Origin of the sequence: Microbacterium galbum (genome assembly GCF_032464915.1) — a bacterium.
GTDB classification, from domain to species: domain Bacteria; phylum Actinomycetota; class Actinomycetes; order Actinomycetales; family Microbacteriaceae; genus Microbacterium; species Microbacterium galbum.
In genome coordinates this window covers 286,221-309,340 of the sequence record NZ_JAWDIS010000003.1, presented here as the reverse complement: position 1 = coordinate 309,340, position 23,120 = coordinate 286,221, and the positions used below count along the sequence as shown (strand labels likewise).

The following is a 23,120-nucleotide window of genomic DNA, read 5'->3' as shown; positions in this document are numbered from 1 at the left end:
GCGGGGCTGCGGTCCCGCGAACCGGAAGGGCGGGGCTTCGGCCCCGCCCTTCCCCCGTCATTCGGTCGGCGCCTCCGCGTCACCCTCCGACCCCGCGCCGTCGAGCGCGGTGGGCCCCTGCTCGACCAAGATCTTGAACTGCGCCGCGTCGAGGATGCGCAGCCCCAGCTCCTCGGCCCTGGCGAGCTTGGATCCGGCACCCGGGCCGGCGGCGACGAAGTCCGTCTTCTTCGACACGCTCGACGCGGCCTTGCCACCCGCCGAGATGATCGCTTCTTGAGCTCCTTCGCGCGTGTAGCCGTCGAGAGAACCGGTCGCGACCACGGTGACGCCCGCGAGCACGCCCCCCGCCGCGGCGGCGGCGCCCGGGCCCGGGTGGCCGGGGATCGAGAAGCGCACGCCGGCCGCCTCCCAGCGCTCGACGATCTCGCGATGCCAGTCGACCTCGAACCAATCGATCACCGCGTCGGCGATGATGCCGCCGACCCCCTCGACGGCGGCGAGCTCTTCCCGCGTGGCCGCCCGGATGGCATCCAGCGATCCGAACCACTGCGCGAGAGCGCGCGCGGCGACCGGACCCACGTGACGGATGTTCAGGGAGACGAGCAGGCGCCACAGGTCTTTGGTCTTGGCCTTCTCCAGCTCGGCGACCAGCTTGGTCGCCTGCTCCGAGGGGCGCACCTCGCGGTAGTCCTTCCGGATGCCACGACGGCGGCGCTCCGCGGGGTCGAGGTCTTCGGATCCGGGCGGGTAGGTCGCGGGGCCGAGCTTCTGGAACGGTGCGCGTCGCACCAGCTCGCCCGTGTCGGCGTCGACCTTGCGCTCCCCCGTCTCGGAGTCGCGGACGACGACCTCGATGGGGACCAGCTCGTCGACGGTGAGATCGAACAGCCCGGCCTCGGTGTCGAGCGGCGGGCGCTCGGGAACCTCTGGTTGCGTGAGGGCGGCGGCCGTCACCTCGCCGAGCGCCTCGATGTCGAGGGCACCACGCGAGCCGATGTGCTCGACGCGACCGCGGACCTGCGCGGGGCACGAACGCGCGTTCGGGCACCGCAGGTCGATGTCGCCCTCTTTCGCCGGGCGCAGCGGCGTGCCGCACTCCGGGCAGTCGGCGGGCATGACGAAGGCCCGCTCGGTGCCGTCGCGCAGCTCGACGACGGGACCGAGCACCTCGGGGATGACGTCGCCCGCCTTGCGCAGCACGACGGTGTCGCCGATGAGCACGCCCTTGACCTTCACGACGTCCTGGTTGTGAAGCGTCGCTTGGCGCACGACGCTGCCGGCCACCTTGGCGGGCTCCATCACGGCGAACGGCGTGGCGCGCCCGGTGCGGCCGACCGACACGACGATGTCGAGCAGCTTCGTGTTGACCTGCTCGGGCGGGTACTTGTACGCGATCGCCCAGCGGGGCGCACGGCTCGTGGCGCCGAGCTCGTCGTGGAGGGCAAGTTCATCGACCTTGACGACGACACCGTCGATCTCGTGCTCGACGTCATGCCGATGCTCACCGTGATGGGCGACGAAGTCGAGGACGCCGTCGATCGAGGCCTCGACCTTGCTGTACGGCGAGGTCGGCAGGCCCCATCCCTTCAGCAGATCGTAGATCTCGCTCTGCGCCGCCACCGGCGGATCGGGCCAGGCGCCGATCCCGTGCACGTACAGGGCCAGCGAGGCGATACGGGCGAGCCCGGCCTCGAGCTCGAGACCGCTCTTCTTCTCGATCTGCTGCCGCAGCCCGCCGCTCGCCGCGTTGCGCGGATTCGCGAAGGCCGGGAAGCGGCGCGCCGCGGCGAGCTCCGCCTTCTCTTCGTCGAACGCCCGCCCTCCGCGTCGTCCCGCGGAGCGCTCGCGCGCCTCGGCGATCGCGCGCTCCCGGTACTCGCCCTGCAGACGGTTGAGGTTCTCGAACGCGGCGACGGGGATGAACACCTCGCCGCGCACCTCGACGAGGGCCGGATGCCCCTCGCCCGACAGCTCGCGAGGGATGCCGGTCACGCGCAGGGCGTTCTCGGTCACGATCTCGCCGACGCGGCCGTCTCCGCGCGTCGCCGCCGAAGTCAGGACGCCGTTCTCGTAGCGGAGGTTGATCGCGAGCCCGTCGATCTTCAACTCGCTGAGCCACTGCACGGGCCGGCCCGCCGACGCCTGCGTCTTGACCGCCCAATCGCGCAGTTCGTCGGATGAGAACACGTTGTCGAGACTCAGCATGCGCTCGGCGTGCTCGATCGTCACGAGGTCGGTCGCCTCGGCGGCTCCGACGGACTGCGTCGGACTGTCCTGCCCCTGCAGCTCGGGATAGCGGCGCTCCAGCGCCTCGAGCCGATGCATCCATCCGTCGTACGTCGCATCGTCGACGAGTTCGGCGTCGCGCCCGTAGTACGCGTCGCGCGCGTCGAGCACGCGCTGGGCCAGGTCGGTCCATTCGGCGCGCGCCGCGTCGAGGGGGATGTCGGGGAGCTCAGTCACGGCATCCAGCTTAGGGAGGGCCTGCGACATCGCCGCGGCCCTTGCCGCGCGCCGTTCTGCCCTGGGCGCGCACCACCGCGCGACGTCGAACGCGTCAGACCTCGACCGGAACCGCCGACACCGTCCGGTCGATGGTGAACTGACCGATCACGCGCGTCCCGTCGTACAGCACGGCGGTCTGCCCGGGTGCGACACCGTCGAACGGCGTCTCGGGTCGCACGGTCACGACCCCGTCCTCGAGCACGGCGGCGGCCGGCACCGGATCGGCGTGAGCCCGGATCTGCACGTGACAGGCGAAGGTCGACGCCGACGGCGCGCGGCCCGCCCAGGTGAAGCGCTCCCCGGCGATCTCGCTGCAGGCCAGGGCTTCCTTCGGTCCCACCACGACGGTGTTGTTCACCGGGCGCACCTCGAGCACGAACCGGGGCTTCCCATCGGATGCCGGAACCCCCAGCTGCAGTCCGCGTCGCTGCCCCACGGTGAAGGCGTGCGCCCCCTCGTGGGTGCCCACGACGGCGCCCGTGCGGTCGAGGATGTCACCGCGCTCGGCGCCCACCTTGTCGGCGAGCCAGCCGCGCGTGTCGCCGTCGGGGATGAAGCAGATGTCGTGGCTGTCGGGCTTGTGCGCCACGGTGAGTCCCCGCGCCTGGGCCTCCGCACGCACGACCGCCTTCGAGGGGGTCGACCCGAGCGGGAAGTACGTGTGCGCGAGCTGCTCGGCCGTCAGCACGCCGAGCACGTAGGACTGGTCCTTCGCGGCATCCGAGGCCCGGTGCAGTTCGCGACCCTCCGGAGTGTCGACGAGGGTGGCGTAGTGGCCGGTGCAGACGGCGTCGAAGCCGAGCTCGATCGCGCGCTCGAGGAGGGCGGCGAACTTGATCTTCTCGTTGCACCGCATGCAGGGGTTGGGGGTGCGGCCCGCGCGGTACTCCGACACGAAGTCCTCGATGACGTCGTCACGGAAGCGCTCCGAGAAGTCCCACACGTAGAAGGGCATCCCGAGCTTGTCGGCCGCGCGGCGCGCGTCCATGGCGTCCTCGATCGTGCAGCAGCCGCGGCTCCCGGCGCGAAGAGTCCCGCCGGCCCGCGAGAGTGCCAAGTGCACACCGACCACGTCATGACCGGCCTCCACGGCGCGGGCCGCCGCCACCGCGGAGTCCACGCCTCCGCTCATCGCCGCCAGAACTCGCATCGTCCCAGTCTACGAACGGCCCGCTGAACGGGCGCCGGATGCGCCGGATGCCACGGCCCGCGCGTACGCGTCGGGGAGCCGGGCGAGAACGGACTCGACGTCATCGGCCGTGGAGGTGTGCCCGAGGGTGAAGCGCAGCACCGATCGCGCCGCACGGTCGTCGTGGCCCAGGGCGAGCACCACGTGCGAGGGCTCGGCCACCCCGGCCTGGCAGGCGGACCCGGTCGAGACCGCGACCCCCGCCATGTCGAGCAGGAACAGCAGCGTCTCGCCGGCGGCATCCGGGAACAGCACGTGCGCGTTGCCGGGAAGGCGGTCGTGGGGGTCGCCCAGCAGCCGCGCGGCGGGGATGGAATGCAGGATGCCGCTCACCAGACGGTCGCGCAGGGCCGCCAGACGCGCGCTCTCCCGCTCGCGCTCCGCCTCGGCCGCTCGTGCGGCGGCGGCGAAGGCGGCCGCACCCGCGACGTCCTGCGTCCCGGCGCGGAGCCCGCGCTGCTGACCGCCGCCGTGCAGGAGCGGTGTCATCGTGGCGTGCCGCGACACGACGGCGGCGCCCACGCCGACGGGTCCGCCGACCTTGTGCGCCGACACCGACATCGCGACCAGTCCCCCGCGCGCCGAGACGGCCCCGCGCCACGCGGCGAAATCGACCGGGATCTGCCCGAGCGCCGACACCGCGTCGAGGTGCAGGGGAATTCCGGCACCGGATGCCGCTGCCGCCAGGCCCGCGGCATCCTGGATCGTCCCGACCTCGTTGTTGGCCACGAGCGCCGTCGCGAGAGCGGTCCCGGGCAGGGCGGCCGCGAAGGAGTCGCCGTCGATGCGCCCGACCGGGTCGAGGGGCACGGAGCGGACCTCGGCCTCCTGCGACGCCGCGAGCCAGCCGACGACGTCGAGGGTCGCGTGATGCTCGCCGTCGGGCAGCACCACGGCACGGGCACCGGGCTCGCGCGCCCACCAGAGCCCCTTCAGGGCGAGATTCGCCGCTTCCGTGCCGCCCGAGGTCAGCACGACCTCGATGCTCTGGCATCCCAGGACCTCGGCGAGACCGTCACGGGCGTCTTCGAGCAGGCGCCGCGCATCCTGACCCGCCCCATGGATCGACGAGGGGTTGCCGAGCACCTCGTGCGCGGCGAGCCAGGCCTCCCGCGCCTCTGCGCGAAGAGGCGTCGTCGCTGCGTGATCGAGGTAGACCCGCATCCGCCACCCTCCCGGCTCCGCCGTCCGTCTTCACTACCCTAAGACGCATGGTCCGACCCGAGACTGTCCTTCCCGCCCGCTCCTCCACCCGACCGAGCCTGCTGACTCCCGCGCTCGACGACCTCGGGGTGCGTCTCGGTCCCGACGGCGGGACGCTGCGCGTGTGGTCGGGCGCCGCCGACGCGATGCAGTTGCTCGTCTTCGACGATGTCGACCTCGACTGGGCCACCGAGACGATCACGATGACTCCCGTGGGCGGGGGCGTGTTCGAGGCGTCGACACCGCTCCTGCGGCCCGGGGCACGGTACGCGATCCGCGTGGGCGGACCGCACGGACCGGGACACACCTTCAACCCGCAGTCGCTGCTGATCGAGCCGTACTCGCGCGGACTCGTGTCGGGCAGCTTCGGCGATTGGCGCTCGGTCGTCGTCGACGGCTCGTTCGACTGGGGCTCGTCGGCGAAGCCCCGTGTGCCCCTGGACCGCACGGTGATCTACGAGGGGCACGTGAAGGGCCTGACCAAGCGGCATCCCTTCATCCCCCCGGCACTGCACGGCACGTACGCGGGCCTCGCGCACCCCGCGATGATCGACCATCTGCTCTCGCTCGGGGTCACCAGCGTCGAACTGCTGCCCGTGCACGCCTTCGCCACCGAACCGCGCCTGCTGCAGCTCGGACTGTCGAACTACTGGGGCTACAACTCCCTCAACTTCTTCACCCCGCACGCGCCCTACGCCACGGCCGCCAGCCGCGCCGAGGGCCCCGACGCAGTGCTGCGCGAGTTCAAGGGGATGGTCAAGCTCCTGCACGAGGCGGGGCTCGAGGTGCTGCTCGACGTGGTCTACAACCACACCGCCGAAGAGGGCATCGGCGGTCCCCGCACGAGCCTGCGCGGGATTGACAACCGCGCCTACTACCGGCAGACGGCCGAGGGCGTCTACATCGACGAGACCGGATGCGGCAACGCGGTGAACACCTCGACGGATGCCGCTGCCCGGCTCGTCCTGGACTCGCTCCGCTACTGGTCGGAAGACGTGCAGATCGACGGCTTCCGCTTCGACCTGGCGGTGACGCTCGGGCGGGACGCGCATCACTCCTTCGCCCCCGATCACCCGCTGCTCACGGCCATCCGCGACGACGAGCGGCTCGCGGACGCGAAACTCATCGCGGAGCCCTGGGACGTCGGCATGGGCGGATGGCAGACCGGCAACTTCGGCCCCGGGTGGCTGGAGTGGAACGACCGGTATCGCGACCGCGTGCGCAACTTCTGGTTGAGCGACATCGACTACGCGCGCCGCGCCGACACCGCCCCGGTCGGCGTGGGCGGGTTCGCCACCCGGCTCGCGGGTTCGTCGAACACGTTCAGCGAGGAGCGCGGCCCGCTCGCGAGCGTCAACTTCGTCACGGCCCACGACGGCTTCACGCTGCGCGATCTCGTGTCGTACGACGTCAAGCACAACCTGGGCAACGGCGAGCAGAACCGCGACGGTGCCGACACCAACCGCTCGTTCAACCACGGCGCCGAGGGCCGCACCGACGACGAGCGCGTCCTCGCCACGCGACGCAAGGCCATGCGCAACCTGATGGGCACCCTGCTGCTGTCCGCCGGGGTCCCCATGATCACGGCCGGAGACGAGATGGGGCGCACGCAGCGCGGCAACAACAACGCCTACTGCCACGACTCCGCCCTGACGTGGTTGTCGTGGGACCTCGCGCCCTGGCAGCGCGACCTGTTCGCCCACACCCAGCGCCTGCTGCAGGTGCGGCGGGAGAACCCCGCCCTGCGCCCCCGCCGCTTCGCCCGGCTCGGGGAGCGGATCCCCTCGGCATCCGTCATGGAGTGGTTCGACGAGCGCGGCGACACGATGTCGAGCGACCGGTGGAACGACCCCGCCCACCGCACGCTGCAGTACCTCGCGACGTCGACGCCCGAGGACGAGGACCCGAACCGCGTGCTTCTCGTGGTGCACGGCACCGAGGCGGACACCGAGATCGTGCTGCCGCGCATCGACGGAGAGCCCGACCTCGCCTACCTCGCCCTGTGGTCCAGTGCCGACGAGACGCCCACGTCCGCCCCAGCCCGGTTCGCCGCGGGAGACGTCGTGCCGGTGACGGGCGCGTCGATGATGCTGTTCCGCGTCGAGTAACCGCAGCGCCCTGTCAAGGCCGCGCGAAACGATGCGGCAACGTCGGTGGCCCGCGGTAGGTTCGGATCGTGGCCACCACGACGACTCCTTCGCCCGAGCTGCCCTGGCGCAGCGCCGCCTCGATTCCCGTGCGTCCGGTCAAGCCGACGCCGGCCTCGCGCAGCGTGGTCACGCCGCGCATCCCGATGGCCCTGCCGCATCCGAGCGTCCCGGGTGGGCGATTCCGCCCGTCCGCGTACCTGGGCGAAGCCGTTCCCTTCACGGTCACCGCATTCCGCGAGGGGCACGACCGCATCGGCGTCCAGGTGCGACTGTTCTCGCCCTCGGGTGACGAGTCGTTGCATCGACTCAGCCCCCTCAACGACGGCTTCGACCGCTGGTCGACCCTCGTGGCCCCGCTCGAGCAGGGCGTGTGGCGCTTCCGGTTCGAGTCGTTCGCCGACGACTTCGCGACATGGGAGCACGCGGCCGACCTGAAGATCGCCGCAGGTGTCGACACCGCGCTCATGCGCGAGATGGGCGCCCAGCTGTTCGACCGCGCCCGTGGCGAGAAGAAGCGCCCCGGCAGCGACAAGGACCGCCTGTACGACGCCGCCCGCGCGCTGCGCGACCCGGAGGTGCACGACGACACCGCCCTGCAGATCGTGCGCGACCCCGCGATCGCCGCGCTGTTCGAGGTCCGGCCGATGATGGGACTCGTCTCGGTCGGTAAAGACGCCGAGCTGCTCGTCGAGCGCGAGCGCGCCGGCGTGGGCGCCTGGTACGAGTTCTTCCCGCGCTCGGAGGGCGCCACGCGCCGCGACGACGGGTCCGTGGTCAGCGGCACGTTCCGCACCGCCGTCGATCGCCTCCCCGGCGTGGCCGACATGGGCTTCGACGTGCTCTACCTCCCGCCGATCCACCCCATCGGCGTGACCAACCGCAAGGGTCCGAACAACACGCTCGTCACGCAGCCGGGCGACCCGGGCTCGCCGTGGGCCATCGGCGCCGCGGAGGGCGGGCACGACACGGTGCACCCCGACCTCGGCACGCTCGAGGACTTCCGCGCCTTCGTCGCCGCCGCGCGCGAGAACGGCGTCGAGGTGGCGCTCGACCTCGCGCTGCAGGCCTCGCCCGACCACCCGTGGGTCGCAGACCACCCCGAGTGGTTCACGACGCTCCCCGACGGCTCGATCGCGTTCGCCGAGAACCCGCCCAAGAAGTACCAGGACATCTACCCGGTCAACTTCGACAACGACCCCGAAGGCATCCGCGCCGAGGTGCTGCGCATCGTGCGCCACTGGATCGCGCAGGGAGTCACCATCTTCCGCGTCGACAACCCCCACACCAAGCCGCTGCAGTTCTGGGAGTGGCTCATCGCCACGGTGAGCGCGGAAGAACCCGACGCCGTCTTCCTGGCGGAGGCGTTCACGCGTCCGGCACCCCTGCAGGGTCTGGCGATGGCCGGGTTCCAGCAGAGCTACACGTACTTCACCTGGCGCAACACGAAGGAGGAGCTCGAGGAGTTCCTCGGCGGCCTCGCCCACGAGACCGACGACTTCCTGCGGCCCAACCTCTTCGTCAACACCCCCGACATCCTCACGGAGTACCTGCAGTTCGGGGGGCGCCCGGCCTACAAGATCCGCGCCGCGATCGCCGCGACGGCCGCCCCCACCTACGGCGTCTACGCCGGGTACGAGCTTTATGAGAACATCGCGCGCCCGGGCTCCGAAGAGAACATCGACAACGAGAAGTACGAGTACAAGTTCCGCGACTGGGCGGGCGCCGAGGCGGCGGGCGACTCTCTCGCCCCCTACCTGCGCATGCTCAACGCCGCGCGCCGCGCCCATCCGGCCCTCCGTCAGCTGCGCAACCTGCAGGTGCACTGGAGCGACGACGACGCCATCCTCGTGTACTCCAAGCACCTGGATGCCGCCCTCAGCCCCACGGGCACCTCCGACACGGTGATCGTCGTCGCCAACGTCGACCCGCACTCGGCGCGCGAGACCACCGTCCACCTCGACACGACCTTGTTCGGCGTCGAACCCGGCGCGTCGTACGACGTCGAAGACCTCGTGACCGGCCAGGTCTGGACCTGGGCCGACCACAACTTCGTCCGCCTCGACGCCTTCAGCGAGCCCGTGCACATCCTGCACGTCAAGGAGAACCGATGACCTCCCTCTCCCCCGAGATCCTGGATGCCGTGGCCCACGGCTCCCACCACAACCCGCACAGCGTGCTGGGCGTGCACGAGACCGGCGACGGGTGGGTCATCCGCTCGCGGCGCCCCCTCGCCGCGACCGTCGTCGCCGAGCTCGCCGACGGCACCCCGGTTCCGCTCGAGCACGTGCGCGGGGGCATCTGGGAGGCCGCGGTCGACGCCTTCCCCGGTGCCTACCTGGTACGTGCGTCGTACGACGGGTCGGAGCATGCGGCCGATGACGGCTATCGCCACGCCCCCTCCATCGGCGAGCTCGACCTGCACCTCATCACCGAGGGACGTCACGAGGAGCTGTGGCGCGTGCTCGGAGCGCACGTCCGCGAACTCGACGGGTCCTCGGGCACCGCCTTCACCGTGTGGGCGCCCGACGCCCGGGCGTTGCGCGTGATCGGCGACTTCAACGGCTGGGACGGGTCGGGCAGCGCGATGCGCTCGATGGGCGGAAGCGGCGTCTGGGAGCTCTTCATCCCCGGGGTCGGGATCGGCGCCCGCTACAAGTTCGAGATCCTCACCCGCGGTGGCCAGTGGATCGAGAAGGCCGACCCGATGGCGCGCCTCGCCGAGGTCCCCCCGGCCACCGCGTCGGTCGTCACCGACTCCGCCTACGCCTGGGCCGACGACGGCTGGATCGACGAGCGCTCCCGCACCGCGCCGATCGACCGCCCGATGTCGATCTACGAGCTGCACCTCGGCTCATGGAAGCAGGGCCTCTCGTACCGCGACGCGGCCGACGAGATCATCGCCTACGTCGGCGCTCAGGGCTTCACCCACGTCGAGTTCCTTCCGCTCGCCGAGCACCCCTTCGGTGGGTCGTGGGGCTACCAGGTGTCGGGCTACTACGCCCCCACGAGCCGCTTCGGCTCCCCCGACGACCTGCGTTACCTCATCGACCGTCTTCACCAGGCCGGCATCGGCGTCATCATGGACTGGGTCCCCGGGCACTTCCCGAAAGACGACTTCGCCCTGGCCCGCTTCGACGGCGAGGCCCTCTACGAGCACCCCGACCCCCGCCGCGGCGAGCACAAGGACTGGGGCACGCTCATCTTCGACTACGGCCGCAACGAGGTGCGCAACTTCCTCGTCGCGAACGCGCTGTACTGGTTCGAGGAGTTCCACGTCGACGGTCTGCGCGTGGATGCCGTGGCATCCATGCTCTATCTCGACTACTCCCGCAACGACGGCGAATGGGCACCGAACCAATTCGGCGGTCGCGAGAACCTCGAGGCGATCCGCTTCCTGCAGGAAGTCAATGCGACGTCCTACAAGCGCTACCCCGGCATCGCCCTCATCGCCGAGGAGTCGACGAGCTTCCCCGGCGTCACCGCCCCGACGTCGCACGCCGGACTCGGTTTCGGCTTCAAGTGGAACATGGGGTGGATGAACGACTCGCTGCAGTACATCGGTCGCGATCCGATGTACCGGTCGCACCACGAGGGCGAGCTGTCGTTCTCGTTCGTCTACTCCTTCAGCGAGAACTTCGTCCTGCCCATCAGCCACGACGAGGTCGTGCACGGCAAGGGGAGCCTCTTCGGCCGCATGCCGGGAGACCACTGGCAGAAGCTCGCCAACATGCGCGCCTTCCTGGCGTACATGTGGGGTCACCCGGGCAAGCAGTTGCTCTTCATGGGCCAGGAGTTCGGCCAGATGTCGGAGTGGTCCGAGTCCCGGTCGATCGACTGGTGGATGCTCGACCAGCCCTCCCACAAGCAACTGCACGAATTCGTCGCCGAGCTGAACCGCGTGTACAAGGACCAGGCGGCGCTGTGGTCACGCGACCACGACGGAGCGGCCTTCTCGCGTCTCGGTGCGCCCGCGTGGAACCCGAACGTGCTCGCTTTCGCCCGTCGTGACCACCACGGCAACACGATCGCGGTCGTGTGCAACTTCTCCGGCGTCCCGCTCACCGACTTCCCGCTCGACCTGCCCGAATCCGGGTCGTGGACCGAAGTGCTCAACAGCGACGCGGAGGTGTTCGGCGGTTCTGGCCAGGGCAACCTCGGCACGGTCACGACCGATAGCCGCGGGAGCGCGACCCTCACCCTCCCGCCGCTCGGGGTGCTCTGGCTGCACCACCGCGCCGGGTCCTGACCCGCGGAGTCCGACGCCCCGTCCCGATCACCGGGGCGGGGCGTTCGCGTGCCCGGGGTCCGTGACCGGCCTCCGGTGGGAGGGGACACCCGCGTGTTGATCGACGATCGCATCTCGCGCCGGCTAGGACGAACGACGGCCCGGACCCCCGAGAGGGACCGGGCCGCGTCGTCGGTCGTGTCAGAAGAGCAGGGATGCCAGTCGCGCGCGCGCCCGTACGACGCGGGCGTCGTCGTCGCCGATGATCCCGAACAGCTCGAGCAGGCGCTCGCGGACCGGGGCGCGCTCGTCGGCAGGGAGCGCCGCGAAGAGATCGAGCAGACGCCCGAATGCGTCATCGACGTGTCCGCCGACGACATCGAGGTCGGCGACGACGAACTGGGCGTCGACGCCCGTGGGATCGGCCGCCGCCGCGGCGCGCGCCGCCTGCAGGTCGGCGCCCTGCACGCGGTCGAGCAGGCGCACCTGACCGAGGCCCGCACGGGCGTCGGAGTCACGCGGATTCTCGGCGAGAGCCTTCTCGTACGCCGTGATCGCGCGGGCGTAGTCGCCCTCCTCGATCGCGGCGAACGCCTCGGCGTGCAGCGGCGGCAGCGGGGGCTCCTCTGCCGGAGCCGCATCGGCCGCCCCGGCGACGGGAACGGTGCCGGTGACGCCGTGCTGGGCGGCGAGCTGCAGCAGCTGAGCGAAGACGTCGCGCACCTGCTGCTCGGGCACCGCGCCGGTGAACAGCGGAACGGGCTGACCCGCGACGAGCGCGAGGACCATCGGAATGGACTGCGCGCGGAAGCCCTGCGCCAGCTGCGGATTGGCGTCGACGTCGACCTTCGCCAGTACGAGGCGGCCGGCCAGTTCGGTGACGACCTTCTCGAGCACCGGGCTGAGCTGCTTGCACGGCCCGCACCACTCGGCCCACAGGTCGATGACGACGGGAACCGTGCGCGAGAGCTCGAGCACCTCGCCGAAGGTCGCGTCGGTCACATCGAAGACCAGGGGCAGGGCACCGGCCGGGGCGGCGCCCTCGGCGGGAGGGGTCGCGGGGGCCGCGGGACGGTTGCGCAGCGACGAGAGGTCGACGGCACCGCGCATGACGGAGCCGGGGGCGGGAGTGCTCACGGGGACACCTTCGCTTCGAGGAGGCTGGAACGGTAGCCGAGCAGGCGGATCTTGTCGTCGGAGCCCTGGCTGGGCACGTAGAAGAACACCTGGTCGGAGTAGGTCGTGGTGAAGCCTGTCGCGGACTGGTCGACACCGGTCAGGGCCTTGACCGCCGGATTGTTGTCGAGCTTGATGACCGCGTCGGCGTTCGTGGGCTTCGCCGTGTCGCTCTCGTAGACATTCACGGCGACGATCGCGCCGGTGTCGAGCGTCGCGAGGGCGATGGGGGCGGCGGGCCCCGCCGAGGCGGCGAAACTGATCTCAGCCGTTCCGGCGCCGGTCTGGTTGAGCTCGTCGGTGCGCTTCGTCTTGTTGTCCTGGATCGCGGAGAGCAACAGGTCGTTCGCGGTGTCGAAGAGCGCGGCCGAGGTGCTGTTCTCGCCGTTGTTGATGATGTCGGCGTAGGCGGCGGCGACCTTCTCGGGAGCGAGGGTGAGGAACGAGGAGTCCGGCGGCACCTGCGTCGCGCCCACGTACGGGGCGGCGAGCTCCGGCAGGTTGGTGGAGGCCTCGAGGTTCCCGACGTACGACGCCTTGTACTCGTCCCACGGCGTCTCTTGCGTCATCATCATGATCGTCGTGGTCGGGGTCGCGGCATCCGCCGACTCCACCACGGTCATGAGCGTGCGCGGCCAGGTGCCCGTCGTCTGCGGCAGCACGATCTGAACCGGCTCCGCGGGAATGGCCGGGAGCGCCGGGCGGTCGGGCAGAGCCGCACGCAGCGTGTAGTTGGTGGCACGCTCGGCGAGCGCCGGTCCGGACAGGCGTTGGGCGGCGGCGTTCTGATCGAGCGCCGCATCGGCCGAGGAGACAGTGCTCGACACGCGCGCGACGATCCGCTTCGCCTGCGCCTCGGTCACGGCGGGCGGGAACTGCCCCTCAGGAACGACGACCGTGGGGGTCGGGCTCGGAGTCTCGGATGCCGCCAACTGCGGCCAGGCATCCGCCGAGCAGCCGGCGAGCAGTGCGACGGAGACGCCGAGGGCCGGGACCGCGACGAGTGCGCGCCGGCCGCGCGAGCCTGTCCCGCGGCGCGCGGGGCTCTCGCTCACGACCCCCTTGGACGCGGACGCGTCGCGAGCTGCGGCATCCGACTCGGCGATGGAGATGGGCTCCGTGACCGGCAGGGGCAATCCCTTCCGGCGCGGGCGCCGCGAACGGCGCACGTGCCGGATGCCGAGCAGGTAGAGCACGAGGCCCGCGAGCAGGGCGATACCGCCGCCGACGATGAGCGGACCCGCCCAGGGCGTCGAGTCGTCGATGGGCCACGTGACGCTGATGTTCGAGGGCGCGGGAGCCGTGCCGTCGGATGCCACGAGCACGCTCATGTCGTCCGGCAGCTGCAGGGTGGTGGACAGCGACCCGGTCTGCTCGTACTCGTCCAGCCACAGGTCGTTGTCGATCGGACTCCGCCCCGCGGCGGCGTCGGAGGTGGGTGTCACGGTCGGGGCCTGATCGGCGGTCTGCACCGTCCCCTCACCGTCCACGGTCACCGCGGTGTAGTCGACGTCGGCGAGCCACGCCTTGAGGTCGGCCGTGCGCCCGTAGGAGACGAACACTGCGCCGTCGCCCTCGACGCGCAGCGTCTGGGCGCCCGGGACGCTCGTGAGCACGGAGCCGTCGATCAGCGTGTACGCCGCCGACCCCTCCGTCTGCACCGACGTGGTGGTCTCGGATGGACCCTGGAAAACCGTGCGCTGAGCGATCCCGGCACCGATCATGGCGGCGGCGATGACGAACGCCACCACGGCCCAGACGAATCTCACGCTTCACACCATCCCCACCGGCAGCTCGGGCGCCACCGAAGAATCGACGTTTCAGACTATCGGAGGGCGGCTGAAAGTTCGCGGCGAGGCTCGCGCCTCGCCGATCCCGCCCGCACGGTCACTATCCTGACGAGACGGGCGCGTGCCCGGCTGAGGCGGGAGTCGTTCGGCATGAAGATCCACAACCCCTTCCGGGTCGCACTCCTGGCGACTCTCGGAGTCGGCGTCGGCCTGCTGCTCATCGGGAGCGTGCAGAACCTCTCGACGATCCTGCTGTACGTCGGGACGGCCCTGTTCCTGTCGTTGGGCCTCGACCCCGTGGTGTCTTTCCTGGAGCGGCGCGGTCTGCCCCGCTGGGCGGCCGTCCTCGTGACGATCCTCGCGGTGCTCGGCGTCTTCGCCGGCATCATCTTCATGGTCGTGCCGATCATCGTCAGCCAGATCGCCCAGCTGATCTCCCAGGTCGAGCAGCTGCTGCAGCCGGGACGCTGGAACGAGATCGTCACGCAGGTGCAGCAGTGGGTGTCCGACTCCCTTCCCTGGCTCAAGATCGACGACGTCTGGGCCGGCATCCAGCACTGGTTCACGACCCTCGACGTCGGCTCGATCTCCACGGTCATCGGCAACAGCCTGCTCACGGGCGCCGGCGCCGTGGCAGCGGGCCTCGGCGGCGCGTTCATCGTGCTGATCCTGACCATCTACTTCACGGCATCCACTCCCTCGCTCAAGTCGGCGGTGTACCAGCTGGTCCCGGCGTCCAAGCGCGCGCGCTTCATCGAGCTCGCCGAGAAGATCACCGACTCCGTGGGTTACTACGTCATGGGGCAGGTGAGCCTGGGCGTCATCAACGGCGTGCTCAGCGCCATCTTCCTCACGATCATCAACGCGCCGTTCCCGGCCGTGCTCGCCGTGATCGCGTTCTTCTTCTCGCTCATCCCCCTGGTGGGAACGCTGACGGGCTCGACGATCATCGTGCTCACCTGCCTCATTCCGGGACTCGGAACGCCGGGGTGGGCGATCATCGCGGCGGCGATCTACTACCTCGTCTACATGCAGATCGAGGCGTACGTCATCTCCCCGCGCATCATGAACCGCGCGGTGTCGGTGCCGGGCTCGGTCGTCGTGATCTCGGCGCTGGCCGGCGGCGCACTGCTCAACCTGCTGGGCGCCCTCATCGCGATCCCCGTGGCCGCGAGCATCCTCATCATCTACCGCGAGGTCATCATCCCGCGGCAGAACGAGCGCTGAGCTCAGCCGACGACGTCGCCATCCCACTCGGTGGGGAGCGGAAGGGCGTCGGGGGCGACCGCGGCGACGATCTCGGTGAGCACGCGGCGCGTCTGCGTCTCGCCGACCCACAGATGCTTCCCGCCTTCGACGGCGATGAGCGTGGCCTCCGGGATCGACGCGAAGCGCTCGCGGGCCTCGTCGGGTCGCAGGTAGTCGTCGAACTCGGGAACCAGCACGACCACCCGGCGCTCGTCTCCCGCCCACGCCGCGACCTCGTCGGCGGTCGCCCGATGCAGCGGAGGCGACAGCAGGATGACGCCCTCGATGTCGTGGTCGCGGCCGTACTTCAGCGCGAGCTCGGTGCCGAACGACCACCCCACCAGCCAGGGGCGGGGCAGACCGCGCTCGCGCACGAAATCCATCGCCGCCGCCACGTCGAAGCACTCGTTCGCTCCCCCGTCGAAGGCGCCGTCGCTCGTGCCGCGGGGAGACGTCGTGCCTCGGGTGTTGAACCGCAGCACCGCGAGATCGGCGAGGGCCGGCAGGCGGCCGGCCGCCTTGCGCAGGATGTGCGAGTCCATGAACCCGCCCGCCGTGGGCAGCGGGTGCAACGTCACGAGGGTCGCCACCGGCTCGCGGTCGAGGGGCAGGGCGAGCTCGCCGACGAGGGTGAGCTCGTCGACCGTGTGCAGGGCGACGTCTTCCCGGCGTGCGGGCAGAAGGACGGGTCCGCGAATCTCCATCAGGCGATCCTCCAACAGTGGGTGTGCCAGTGCCGACGTGCGGCGAGATCCGCCGCGTCGCCGAGCACGCCGTCGGCGCGCCAGACCACGAGGTGGGGGGTGCCGGAAGCGACCGTGCGTCCGCATCCGGGGCAGATGTAGTCCTTGACCGCCTGCGGTCCCGAGAGCGGCTGCACGGTCCATTCCGATCCGCGCTTGACCTCGGTGCGCTTCCACCCGGCGATCAGACGATCGAGCGAGTCGTCGCCGCGACCCGGATCGGGGCGGCGCTTACGGGAGCGGGGCATGGATGCCGCTCACCACCAGTGGTTGCTCGTCCAGAACGCGTACGCGCCCGCCCAGCTGCCGTATCGGCCCGTGGCGTACCCGGTCGCCCAGCGCAGGTTGTCGACCGGGTCGTACCCGTTGCCGGGGACCTTGCTGCACGGCAGGGCCTGCACGAGACCGCACGCTCCCGAGGAGCGGTTGGTGGCGTTCGGATTCCACCCGCTCTCGCGGCTGACGATGTAGTCGACGTAGCCCATGTCGGCATCCGAGATGCCGGCGGCGGCCATCCATTCCGCGGGCGCTCCCCCGCCGGAGTAATACAGCGGCCCTCCGCCACCGCCACCGCCGTCGCCGCCGGCCGACGAACCCGAGTCGCTGCTGCGCGTCTGCGTGGGCGTCGGGGTGGGGGTCGGCTTCGGCTTGACGTACACGTTGTAGCTCGAGCGTTGCAGGTCGGGGGCCTGCTTCTCGCCCGAGGTCGACACCGCCTGCGTGTCACCGAGGCCCTCCGCGTAGAGGGTGACCGTGCGGGGCTCCTCGGCCTGCGCCGGCGAGAACGCGGCGCTCATGGGCCCGACGTAGGCGGCCGCGAACAGGACCGCCGCGCACGCGCCGAACACGCCGACCACGCCGCGACGACGGGACCAGCGTGGCGCCGAGCGGCGCGGAAGAGCGGGGGGTACCACGTCGACCGACCCGACGCCTCGACGGGCGACGCGGTCCGATGATCTACGCGAGAGTTCCGAGCCAGAAGTCACAGTGCCGCCGAGTCTACCGACGAGTCGGAACGGGTGTCATCCTGATGCCTCATCCGACGGCGAGCATGACCTCGACGACGGCGTCGAGCACCGCATCGACCTGGGTCTCGCGGTATCCACCGCGCTGCAGGCGGAAGGCGACGGCGCGTACCTGGTCGGGCGTCACGGGGTCGCCCGCCGCGAGGTAGCGCGCGACGCGGTCGGCGACGACGTCGACTTCGTCGACTCGGTACCCGTAATGCAGCAGCGACACGCGCTCGAAGCGCTGTCCGCGCGGCCGACCGAGACGGTCGAGCACGACCTGGGCGGTGTCGCGCGTCTCCGCGACCCAGGCCCGCGCCCCGAGCCGGGAGAGAGCGTGCTCGCGCTCTCGTGCGGCGAAGGCGTCTTCGACCCGACCCAGGGCCGCGTCGACGGATGCCACGGCGTAGCCGCCCTTGACCAGCGGGAACGACACCGCGCGAACCTCCGACGAGCGCAGGACGCCGGGGTCGTCGGCTTCGAACGCGTCGCGCGCGCGGGCGAGGAATGCGTCGACGGCGCGCTTCTCGTAGCCCTTGGTGCGTCCCGTCGTCTCGGGGAAAGGGGTCGCGGCGACCTTGTCGTGGATCGGGGTCTCGGTCATGACACTCCCAACGGGGCGAGCAGATAGAACATCACCAGAGCGGCCGTCGCCGACGGCAGGATCGAGTCGAGGCGGTCGAGAACCCCCCCGTGTCCGGGGAGCCACGAGCTCATGTCCTTGATGCCGAGGTCGCGCTTGACCATCGACTCGCCGAGGTCGCCGACGGTCGCCGTGGCCAGCACGGTCGCGCCGAAGATGAGCCCGGCCCACCACGGAACCTGGAGCATGAACACGGCGAGAAGCGCCCCGGCGACCAGAGCCGCCACGCACGCGCCCGCGAAACCCTCCCAGGTCTTCTTCGGGCTGATGCGCGGAGCCATCGGATGCCGCCCGCCCCGACCGAATGTGAGGCCCGAGATGTACGCACCCGTGTCGGCCGCGACGGCGAGGATGAGGAACGCGAGAACCCACCACTCCCCGCGCGGCTGAGCGAGCAGGATCATGGCGACGCTGGTGAGGAACGGAACGTACAGCTGCACGAACCCCGCGACGAGCACATCGCCGATGACGTCGATGCGCAGCCGTCCGTCGGCGGCGAAGAGCTGCGCCACCAGCCGCCACACGACGACCACGACGACCGCGACGAGGGTGGCGATCCAGTGCACCCAGGCGCCGAGGAAGAACCCGCTGAGCAGCAGCACGAACCCCATGACCAGCTGCGGGACGACGTCGACGCGCCGCCCGGCGACCTGCAGGGCTCGGCTGAACTCGACGACCCCCAGCACCATCGCGGCCGCGGCGAAGAGGACGAAGGCCCACTTCACGAAGATCAGCGAGGCGATCACGATCGCACCGATCCCCACGCCGATGAGCGTCGCGACGATCAGGTCGCGCCCCGTGCGCTGCTTCAGACGCTCGTTCGCCTGGTCGAACTCGGCGCGCGCGTGCGCGATGTGCTGCTCGGCATCCGATCGCATGGCACGCAGCTGCGACTCGATCGCCGTGACCCCCTCGCCCGTCGTCGGACGGCGCGTCGGATCGGCACGACGGACGTCGAGCGGGTCGACCGGCTCGGCGTCACCGGTCTCAGGGGCGTCGGGCATGCGGGTCAGACCTCGAGAAGCTCGGCCTCTTTGCGCTTGAGCGCGTCGTCGATCAGGTCGACGTGCGTGCGCGTGACGGCGTCGAGCTCCTTCTCGGCCCGAACGAGCTCGTCCTCGCCGACGTCGCTCTTCAGGGCATCGAGGTCGTCCTTCGCCTTGCGGCGCAGGTTGCGCACCTGCACCTTCGCGTCTTCTCCCTTGCCGCGCACGATCTTGACGTACTCCTTGCGGCGGTCCTGCGTGAGTTCCGGCATGGTGACGCGGACGATCGTGCCGTCGTTGGTGGGGTTGACACCGAGGTTCGGCATGTCGCGGATGGCCTGCTCGATGGCCTTCAACGCGGACTTGTCGTAGGGGTTGATGACGAGGGTGCGCGCCTCGGGGTTGTTCAGCGACGCGAGCTGCGCGAGAGGGGTGGGCGACCCGTAGTAGTCGACCAGGACCTTCTGGAACATCTGGGGGTTCGCGCGTCCGGTGCGGACGGTCGCGAAGTCCTCCTTCGCGGCCTCGACGGCGCGATCCATTCGCGCTCCGGCATCGGCGAGGACATCGGCGATCACGGTGACTCCATTCGTTGGACTGAGGTGCCAGTCTAGTCGCGCGCGGGCCCGGCTCCCCGGGCCCGCGCGGCGCGTCACGCGGTGACGAGGGTTCCCATCTCGTCGCCCAGCAGCGCACGGGTGACGTTGCCGGCCGGCTCCATGCCGAACACGCGCATGTCGATGCCGTTGTCCATGCAGAGGCTGAACGCCGTCGAGTCCACGACCTTGAGGCCCTTCTGCAGCGCGTCGCTGTAGGTGAGGTGGTCGAGCTTGGTGGCACTGGGGTCCACGCGCGGGTCGGCCGTGTACACGCCGTCGACGCCGTTCTTGGCGACCAGCACCTCGGTCGCACCGATCTCGAGCGCGCGCTGGGCGGCGACGGTGTCGGTGGAGAAGTACGGCAGGCCGGCGCCGGCGCCGAAGATCACGACGCGGCCCTTCTCGAGGTGACGCACGGCCCGTCGCGGGATATAGGGCTCGGCCACCTGCGTCATCGAGATCGCCGACTGCACGCGCGTGGCGGCTCCCGCCTGCTCGAGGAAGTCCTGCAGGGCCAGGGAGTTCATCACGGTGCCGAGCATGCCCATGTAGTCGGCGCGGCCGCGATCCATGCCGCGCTGGCTGAGCTCGGCGCCGCGGAAGAAGTTGCCGCCGCCGACCACGATCGCGATCTCGACCCGGTCCACCGCCTCGGCGATCTCGCGTGCGATCTGGCTGACGACGTCGGGATTGACACCCAGTTGGCCTCCGCCGAACGCCTCCCCCGACAGCTTCAGCAGAACCCGGCGGCGCTTGGTGGCTTCATCGATCACGTGTGGTGTCCTCTCGTCTTGAACAAACTATCCCCCCGCCGACGCCGACCGATACGGGCCGCGGGCAGGGAAAAGGCCCGGGATGCCATGGCATCCCGGGCCTCATGACGGGCCCTGAGCCTGTCGAAGGGTTACGCGCCGACCTTGAAGCGGGCGAAGTCGGTCAGGGTGAGACCGGCGTCGGACGCGACCTTGGCGACGGACAGCTTGTTGTCCTTCGCGTAGTCCTGGTCGAGCAGGGCGACCTGCTTGAAGAACGCGTTCACGCGTCCCTCGACGATCTTCGGCAGGGCGGCCTCGGGCTTGCCCTCGTTGCGGGAGATCTCGGTGACGATCTCGCGCTCCTTCTCGACGTCGGCCTCGGGCACGGCGTCGCGGGTGAGGTACGAGGGGTTGGCGAACGAGATGTGCTGCGCGATGGAGCGAGCGGTCTCGGCGTCGTCACCGGTGTAGGCGAGGACCACGCCGACCTGCGGGGGCAGGTCCTTGCTGGTCTTGTGCAGGTAGACCTCGAACTTGTCGCCCGAGATGGTGCGCACGCGGCGCAGTTCGACCTTCTCGCCGATGATCGCGGCCTCGTCGGAGATGAGCTGCTCGACGGTCTTGCCCTCGGCGTCGGCGGCCAGAGCGGCCTCGACCGAGTCGGCACCGGCGGCGGCCGCCGCGTCGACGACCTTGTCGGCCAGAGCGATGAAGCGCTCGTTCTTGGCGACGAAGTCGGTCTCGCAGGCGAGCTCGAGCAGCGTGACCGAGCCGGCGTTCTCGCGAGCGACCACGAGGCCCTCGCTCGTCGAACGGTCGGCGCGCTTCGCGTTGCCCTTGGCGCCCTTGAGGCGCAGGATCTCGACGGCCTTCTCGACGTCGCCGTCGGCCTCTTCGAGCGCCTTCTTGGTGTCGACCATGCCGGTGCCGAGCTGCTCGCGCAGCGCCTTGATGTCGGCGATCGTGAAGTTTGCCATGGTGTGGCGGTCTCCTTGTCGTTTGCGTTCTAGATGTGGGCCCGGCGGGGCCGTGTCGCCGCCCTCACGAGAAGGGGGCTGTCACGACCCCGCCGGATCGTAGCCTGTGCGGGTGACGCGCCGTGCACGCGGGGGTGACGGCGGCGTCGTGCGGCTTACTTGCTGTCGGTGGCCTCGGCGTCCGCGACCTCGGTCGCGGTCTCGCCCGACTCGGCGGCGACGGCCTCGTCGTGAGCCTCGGCGCCGGCGGCGTCGTCAGCCGACTCGGTCGCGGCCTCGGTGGTCTCGGCGTTGGTCTCGAGCAGCTCGCGCTCCCACTCGGCGAGAGGCTCGGCGGCCTCTTCCTCACCGGCGGGCTGGTGACGCTGGATGAGGCCCTCGGCCGCGGCGTCGGCGATGATGCGCGTGAGCAGGCTCACCGAGCGGATCGCGTCGTCGTTACCGGGGATCGGGTACTGGAACTCGTCGGGGTCGGCGTTCGTGTCGAGGATGCCGATCACGGGGATGCCGAGCTTCTTGGCCTCGTCGACCGCGAGGTGCTCGCGCTTGGCGTCGACGACCCAGATGGCCGACGGGGTCTTCTGCAGGTTGCGGATACCGCCGAGCGACTTGTGCAGCTTGTCGAGCTCGCGCTTCTTGAGCAGGAGCTCCTTCTTGGTGAAGCCGCTCTCGGCCGGGTTCTCGTAGTCGAGCTCCTCGAGCTCCTTCATGCGGGCGAGGCGCTTCGACACCGTCTGGAAGTTGGTGAGGAGGCCACCGAGCCAGCGCTGGTTGACGTAGGGCTGGCCCACGCGGGTCGCCTGCTCGGCGAGGACTTCCTGCGCCTGCTTCTTGGTGCCGACGAAGAGGATGGTGCCGCCGTGCGCGACGGTCTCCTTGACGAACTCGTACGCCTTGTCGATGTAGCCGAGCGACTGCTGCAGGTCGATGATGTGGATGCCGGAGCGCTCGGTCAGGATGAAGCGCTTGACCTTCGGGTTCCACCGGCGGGTCTGGTGTCCGAAGTGAACGCCGCTGTCGAGCAGCTGGCGGATGGTGACGACGGCCATGGTCGTACTCCTGTTTCTGGGCGCTTTCGCGCCGTGGTTGCGGTTATTCGCGCCGGACGGACCGTCCGGCGAGCCTGGTGCCCGGCGCACACCCGCCACCCGCCGGAGCGGAGGACCATGGGGTGTGGATGCCGCGCGGTGCGGCTTCTGGGAAGAAGACGCGATGCGCTGTGGGCACGCGGAGTCATCCCGACGTGCGGGATGCATCCCCCAGCATACAGGACGCCTCCTCCCCACCGCGTGCGCGCACGGGTCCGTCCCGATTCGCGCCGCGGCCGCCACGCGGAGGTGACGGGGAGGGGCAGACTCCCCGCCATGACTCCTCCTTCCGCGCGCCGACGCCTCGCTGCGATCGTCGTGATCCTGACCCTGTGCGCAGCGCTCGTCGGCATGAACGCCCCGGCTCGCGGGGACGGTGCGGCCCCCCTCGCCGAGCGCGGCTGGGTGTGGCCGGTCTCTCCGGTGAGGATCGTGCGCGGGTGGGAGGCCCCCGCGCACCCCTACGGTCCGGGCCATCGGGGCGTCGACCTCGCCGGCACGGAGGTGCGCGCTCCCGCCGACGGGGTCGTCGCCTTCGTCGGCGCGGTCGCGGGGCGCGGGGTGCTCACGATCGACCACGGCGGGGGCCTGGTGAGTTCGTTCGAGCCGGTCGTCTCGGACCTGGCGGTCGGTGAGCACGTGGCGCGGGGCCAGCCGCTCGCGATGGTCGCCGAGGGCGGGCACACCGCGCCCGCGACGGTACACCTGGGGGTCCGCCTCGACGGCGAGTACGTCAATCCGCTCCGTCTTCTCGGCGGCGTGCCACGCGCTGTGCTCCTGCCGTGCTGCTGAGCGGCGGAGGATGACTCGCGGTGTCGTTCCGGGGCGCTCCT

The 23,120-nt window shown here is 70.6% G+C and carries 19 protein-coding genes; 5 read left to right on the top strand and 14 right to left on the bottom strand.

Translation table 11 applies throughout. The annotated features are described in order from the left end of the window. Positions 1 to 57: 57 nt before the first annotated feature. The 3 genes from ligA to RWH45_RS14225 all read right to left on the bottom strand — a co-directional run bounded on the left by ligA (position 58) and on the right by RWH45_RS14225 (position 4,861). Positions 58 to 2,496, bottom strand: a complete 2,439-nt coding sequence (gene ligA, locus RWH45_RS14235; protein WP_315995546.1) for an NAD-dependent DNA ligase LigA — start codon at positions 2,494 to 2,496, stop codon at positions 58 to 60. A 64-nt stretch (positions 2,497 to 2,560) separates the two neighbouring features. Continuing rightward, positions 2,561 to 3,658 (bottom strand): tRNA 2-thiouridine(34) synthase MnmA, encoded by a 1,098-nt coding sequence (gene mnmA / locus RWH45_RS14230; RefSeq protein ID WP_315995545.1) that lies wholly within the window; start codon positions 3,656 to 3,658, stop codon positions 2,561 to 2,563. Between the two features lie 9 nt (positions 3,659 to 3,667). Beyond that, entirely contained in the window at positions 3,668 to 4,861 is a 1,194-nt protein-coding gene (locus tag RWH45_RS14225) for a cysteine desulfurase family protein (protein WP_315995544.1), read from the bottom strand. A gap of 47 nt (positions 4,862 to 4,908) precedes the next feature. Between RWH45_RS14225 and glgX the strand changes: the two genes are divergently transcribed. From glgX to glgB, 3 genes are all read left to right on the top strand, one after another. Continuing rightward, complete coding sequence (gene glgX / locus RWH45_RS14220; protein WP_315995543.1) at positions 4,909 to 7,008, top strand: glycogen debranching protein GlgX; 2,100 nt, start codon at positions 4,909 to 4,911, stop codon at positions 7,006 to 7,008. Positions 7,009 to 7,193: 185 nt separating this feature from the next. Next, positions 7,194 to 9,161 carry an alpha-1,4-glucan--maltose-1-phosphate maltosyltransferase gene (locus RWH45_RS14215; protein WP_315995898.1) on the top strand — a complete coding sequence of 656 codons (1,968 nt, stop codon included), beginning with the start codon at positions 7,194 to 7,196 and terminating at the stop codon, positions 9,159 to 9,161. Further along, positions 9,158 to 11,296 carry a 1,4-alpha-glucan branching protein GlgB gene (gene glgB, locus RWH45_RS14210; RefSeq protein ID WP_315995542.1) on the top strand — a complete coding sequence of 713 codons (2,139 nt, stop codon included), beginning with the start codon at positions 9,158 to 9,160 and terminating at the stop codon, positions 11,294 to 11,296. Before RWH45_RS14215 ends, glgB begins: the two co-directional genes overlap by 4 nt. 180 nt (positions 11,297 to 11,476) lie before the next feature. Here glgB and RWH45_RS14205 read toward each other — a convergent pair whose 3' ends face one another. Both RWH45_RS14205 and RWH45_RS14200 read right to left on the bottom strand, forming a co-directional pair. Beyond that, positions 11,477 to 12,412 (bottom strand): tetratricopeptide repeat protein, encoded by a 936-nt coding sequence (locus RWH45_RS14205; RefSeq protein WP_315995541.1) that lies wholly within the window; start codon positions 12,410 to 12,412, stop codon positions 11,477 to 11,479. Then, positions 12,409 to 14,220, bottom strand: coding sequence for a DUF8094 domain-containing protein (locus RWH45_RS14200; protein WP_315995540.1), 1,812 nt, complete (start codon positions 14,218 to 14,220; stop codon positions 12,409 to 12,411). The genes RWH45_RS14205 and RWH45_RS14200 overlap by 4 nt, the downstream gene beginning before the upstream one ends. A 171-nt stretch (positions 14,221 to 14,391) precedes the next feature. Here RWH45_RS14200 and RWH45_RS14195 point away from each other — a divergent pair, with 171 nt between their 5' ends. After that, a complete protein-coding gene (locus RWH45_RS14195) occupies positions 14,392 to 15,468 on the top strand; it encodes an AI-2E family transporter (RefSeq protein WP_315995539.1) in 1,077 nt (358 codons plus the stop codon). A 2-nt stretch (positions 15,469 to 15,470) separates the two neighbouring features. Here RWH45_RS14195 and RWH45_RS14190 read toward each other — a convergent pair whose 3' ends face one another. The 9 genes from RWH45_RS14190 to rpsB all read right to left on the bottom strand — a co-directional run bounded on the left by RWH45_RS14190 (position 15,471) and on the right by rpsB (position 22,248). After that, on the bottom strand, positions 15,471 to 16,193 hold the full coding sequence (locus tag RWH45_RS14190) for an alpha/beta hydrolase (protein ID WP_315995538.1): 723 nt from the start codon (positions 16,191 to 16,193) through the stop codon (positions 15,471 to 15,473). Beyond that, on the bottom strand, positions 16,193 to 16,480 hold the full coding sequence (locus tag RWH45_RS14185) for an Rv1322 family protein (RefSeq protein WP_315995537.1): 288 nt from the start codon (positions 16,478 to 16,480) through the stop codon (positions 16,193 to 16,195). Before RWH45_RS14185 ends, RWH45_RS14190 begins: the two co-directional genes overlap by 1 nt. Before the next feature lie 9 nt (positions 16,481 to 16,489). After that, on the bottom strand, positions 16,490 to 17,029 hold the full coding sequence (locus tag RWH45_RS14180; RefSeq protein ID WP_315995536.1) for an aggregation-promoting factor C-terminal-like domain-containing protein: 540 nt from the start codon (positions 17,027 to 17,029) through the stop codon (positions 16,490 to 16,492). A 238-nt stretch (positions 17,030 to 17,267) separates the two neighbouring features. After that, positions 17,268 to 17,843, bottom strand: a complete 576-nt coding sequence (locus RWH45_RS14175) for a DivIVA domain-containing protein (protein WP_315995535.1) — start codon at positions 17,841 to 17,843, stop codon at positions 17,268 to 17,270. Next, positions 17,840 to 18,886, bottom strand: coding sequence for a phosphatidate cytidylyltransferase (locus RWH45_RS14170; RefSeq protein WP_315995534.1), 1,047 nt, complete (start codon positions 18,884 to 18,886; stop codon positions 17,840 to 17,842). Before RWH45_RS14170 ends, RWH45_RS14175 begins: the two co-directional genes overlap by 4 nt. A gap of 5 nt (positions 18,887 to 18,891) precedes the next feature. Beyond that, positions 18,892 to 19,446 carry a ribosome recycling factor gene (frr, locus tag RWH45_RS14165; protein WP_315995533.1) on the bottom strand — a complete coding sequence of 185 codons (555 nt, stop codon included), beginning with the start codon at positions 19,444 to 19,446 and terminating at the stop codon, positions 18,892 to 18,894. Between the two features lie 74 nt (positions 19,447 to 19,520). Then, the gene (pyrH, locus tag RWH45_RS14160) at positions 19,521 to 20,240 is read right to left on the bottom strand and encodes a UMP kinase (RefSeq protein WP_315995532.1); all 720 of its coding nucleotides are present in this window, start codon (positions 20,238 to 20,240) and stop codon (positions 19,521 to 19,523) included. A gap of 131 nt (positions 20,241 to 20,371) precedes the next feature. After that, positions 20,372 to 21,199 (bottom strand): translation elongation factor Ts, encoded by an 828-nt coding sequence (gene tsf / locus RWH45_RS14155; protein ID WP_136585461.1) that lies wholly within the window; start codon positions 21,197 to 21,199, stop codon positions 20,372 to 20,374. Between the two features lie 155 nt (positions 21,200 to 21,354). Further along, positions 21,355 to 22,248, bottom strand: a complete 894-nt coding sequence (rpsB, locus tag RWH45_RS14150) for a 30S ribosomal protein S2 (RefSeq protein ID WP_315995531.1) — start codon at positions 22,246 to 22,248, stop codon at positions 21,355 to 21,357. A gap of 315 nt (positions 22,249 to 22,563) precedes the next feature. Here rpsB and RWH45_RS14145 point away from each other — a divergent pair, with 315 nt between their 5' ends. Further along, positions 22,564 to 23,079, top strand: coding sequence for a murein hydrolase activator EnvC family protein (locus RWH45_RS14145; RefSeq protein WP_315995530.1), 516 nt, complete (start codon positions 22,564 to 22,566; stop codon positions 23,077 to 23,079). Positions 23,080 to 23,120: the final 41 nt, after the last annotated feature.

What these genes read in the sequence shown, in the direction of transcription:
- RWH45_RS14195 (WP_315995539.1), top strand. Translation starts at nt 14,392, where the DNA reads ATGAAGATCCACAACCCCTTCCGGGTCGCACTCCTGGCGACTCTCGGA.
- RWH45_RS14145 (WP_315995530.1), top strand. Translation starts at nt 22,564, where the DNA reads ATGACTCCTCCTTCCGCGCGCCGACGCCTCGCTGCGATCGTCGTGATC.
- RWH45_RS14225 (WP_315995544.1), bottom strand. Translation starts at nt 4,861, where the DNA reads ATGCGGGTCTACCTCGATCACGCAGCGACGACGCCTCTTCGCGCAGAG.
- RWH45_RS14175 (WP_315995535.1), bottom strand. Translation starts at nt 17,843, where the DNA reads ATGACCGAGACCCCGATCCACGACAAGGTCGCCGCGACCCCTTTCCCC.
- RWH45_RS14215 (WP_315995898.1), top strand. Translation starts at nt 7,194, where the DNA reads ATGGCCCTGCCGCATCCGAGCGTCCCGGGTGGGCGATTCCGCCCGTCC.
- rpsB (WP_315995531.1), bottom strand. Translation starts at nt 22,248, where the DNA reads ATGGCCGTCGTCACCATCCGCCAGCTGCTCGACAGCGGCGTTCACTTC.
- mnmA (WP_315995545.1), bottom strand. Translation starts at nt 3,658, where the DNA reads ATGCGAGTTCTGGCGGCGATGAGCGGAGGCGTGGACTCCGCGGTGGCG.
- RWH45_RS14190 (WP_315995538.1), bottom strand. Translation starts at nt 16,193, where the DNA reads ATGGAGATTCGCGGACCCGTCCTTCTGCCCGCACGCCGGGAAGACGTC.
- tsf (WP_136585461.1), bottom strand. Translation starts at nt 21,199, where the DNA reads ATGGCAAACTTCACGATCGCCGACATCAAGGCGCTGCGCGAGCAGCTC.
- RWH45_RS14180 (WP_315995536.1), bottom strand. Translation starts at nt 17,029, where the DNA reads ATGAGCGCCGCGTTCTCGCCGGCGCAGGCCGAGGAGCCCCGCACGGTC.
- glgB (WP_315995542.1), top strand. Translation starts at nt 9,158, where the DNA reads ATGACCTCCCTCTCCCCCGAGATCCTGGATGCCGTGGCCCACGGCTCC.
- RWH45_RS14170 (WP_315995534.1), bottom strand. Translation starts at nt 18,886, where the DNA reads ATGCCCGACGCCCCTGAGACCGGTGACGCCGAGCCGGTCGACCCGCTC.
- ligA (WP_315995546.1), bottom strand. Translation starts at nt 2,496, where the DNA reads ATGTCGCAGGCCCTCCCTAAGCTGGATGCCGTGACTGAGCTCCCCGAC.
- glgX (WP_315995543.1), top strand. Translation starts at nt 4,909, where the DNA reads ATGGTCCGACCCGAGACTGTCCTTCCCGCCCGCTCCTCCACCCGACCG.
- RWH45_RS14185 (WP_315995537.1), bottom strand. Translation starts at nt 16,480, where the DNA reads ATGCCCCGCTCCCGTAAGCGCCGCCCCGATCCGGGTCGCGGCGACGAC.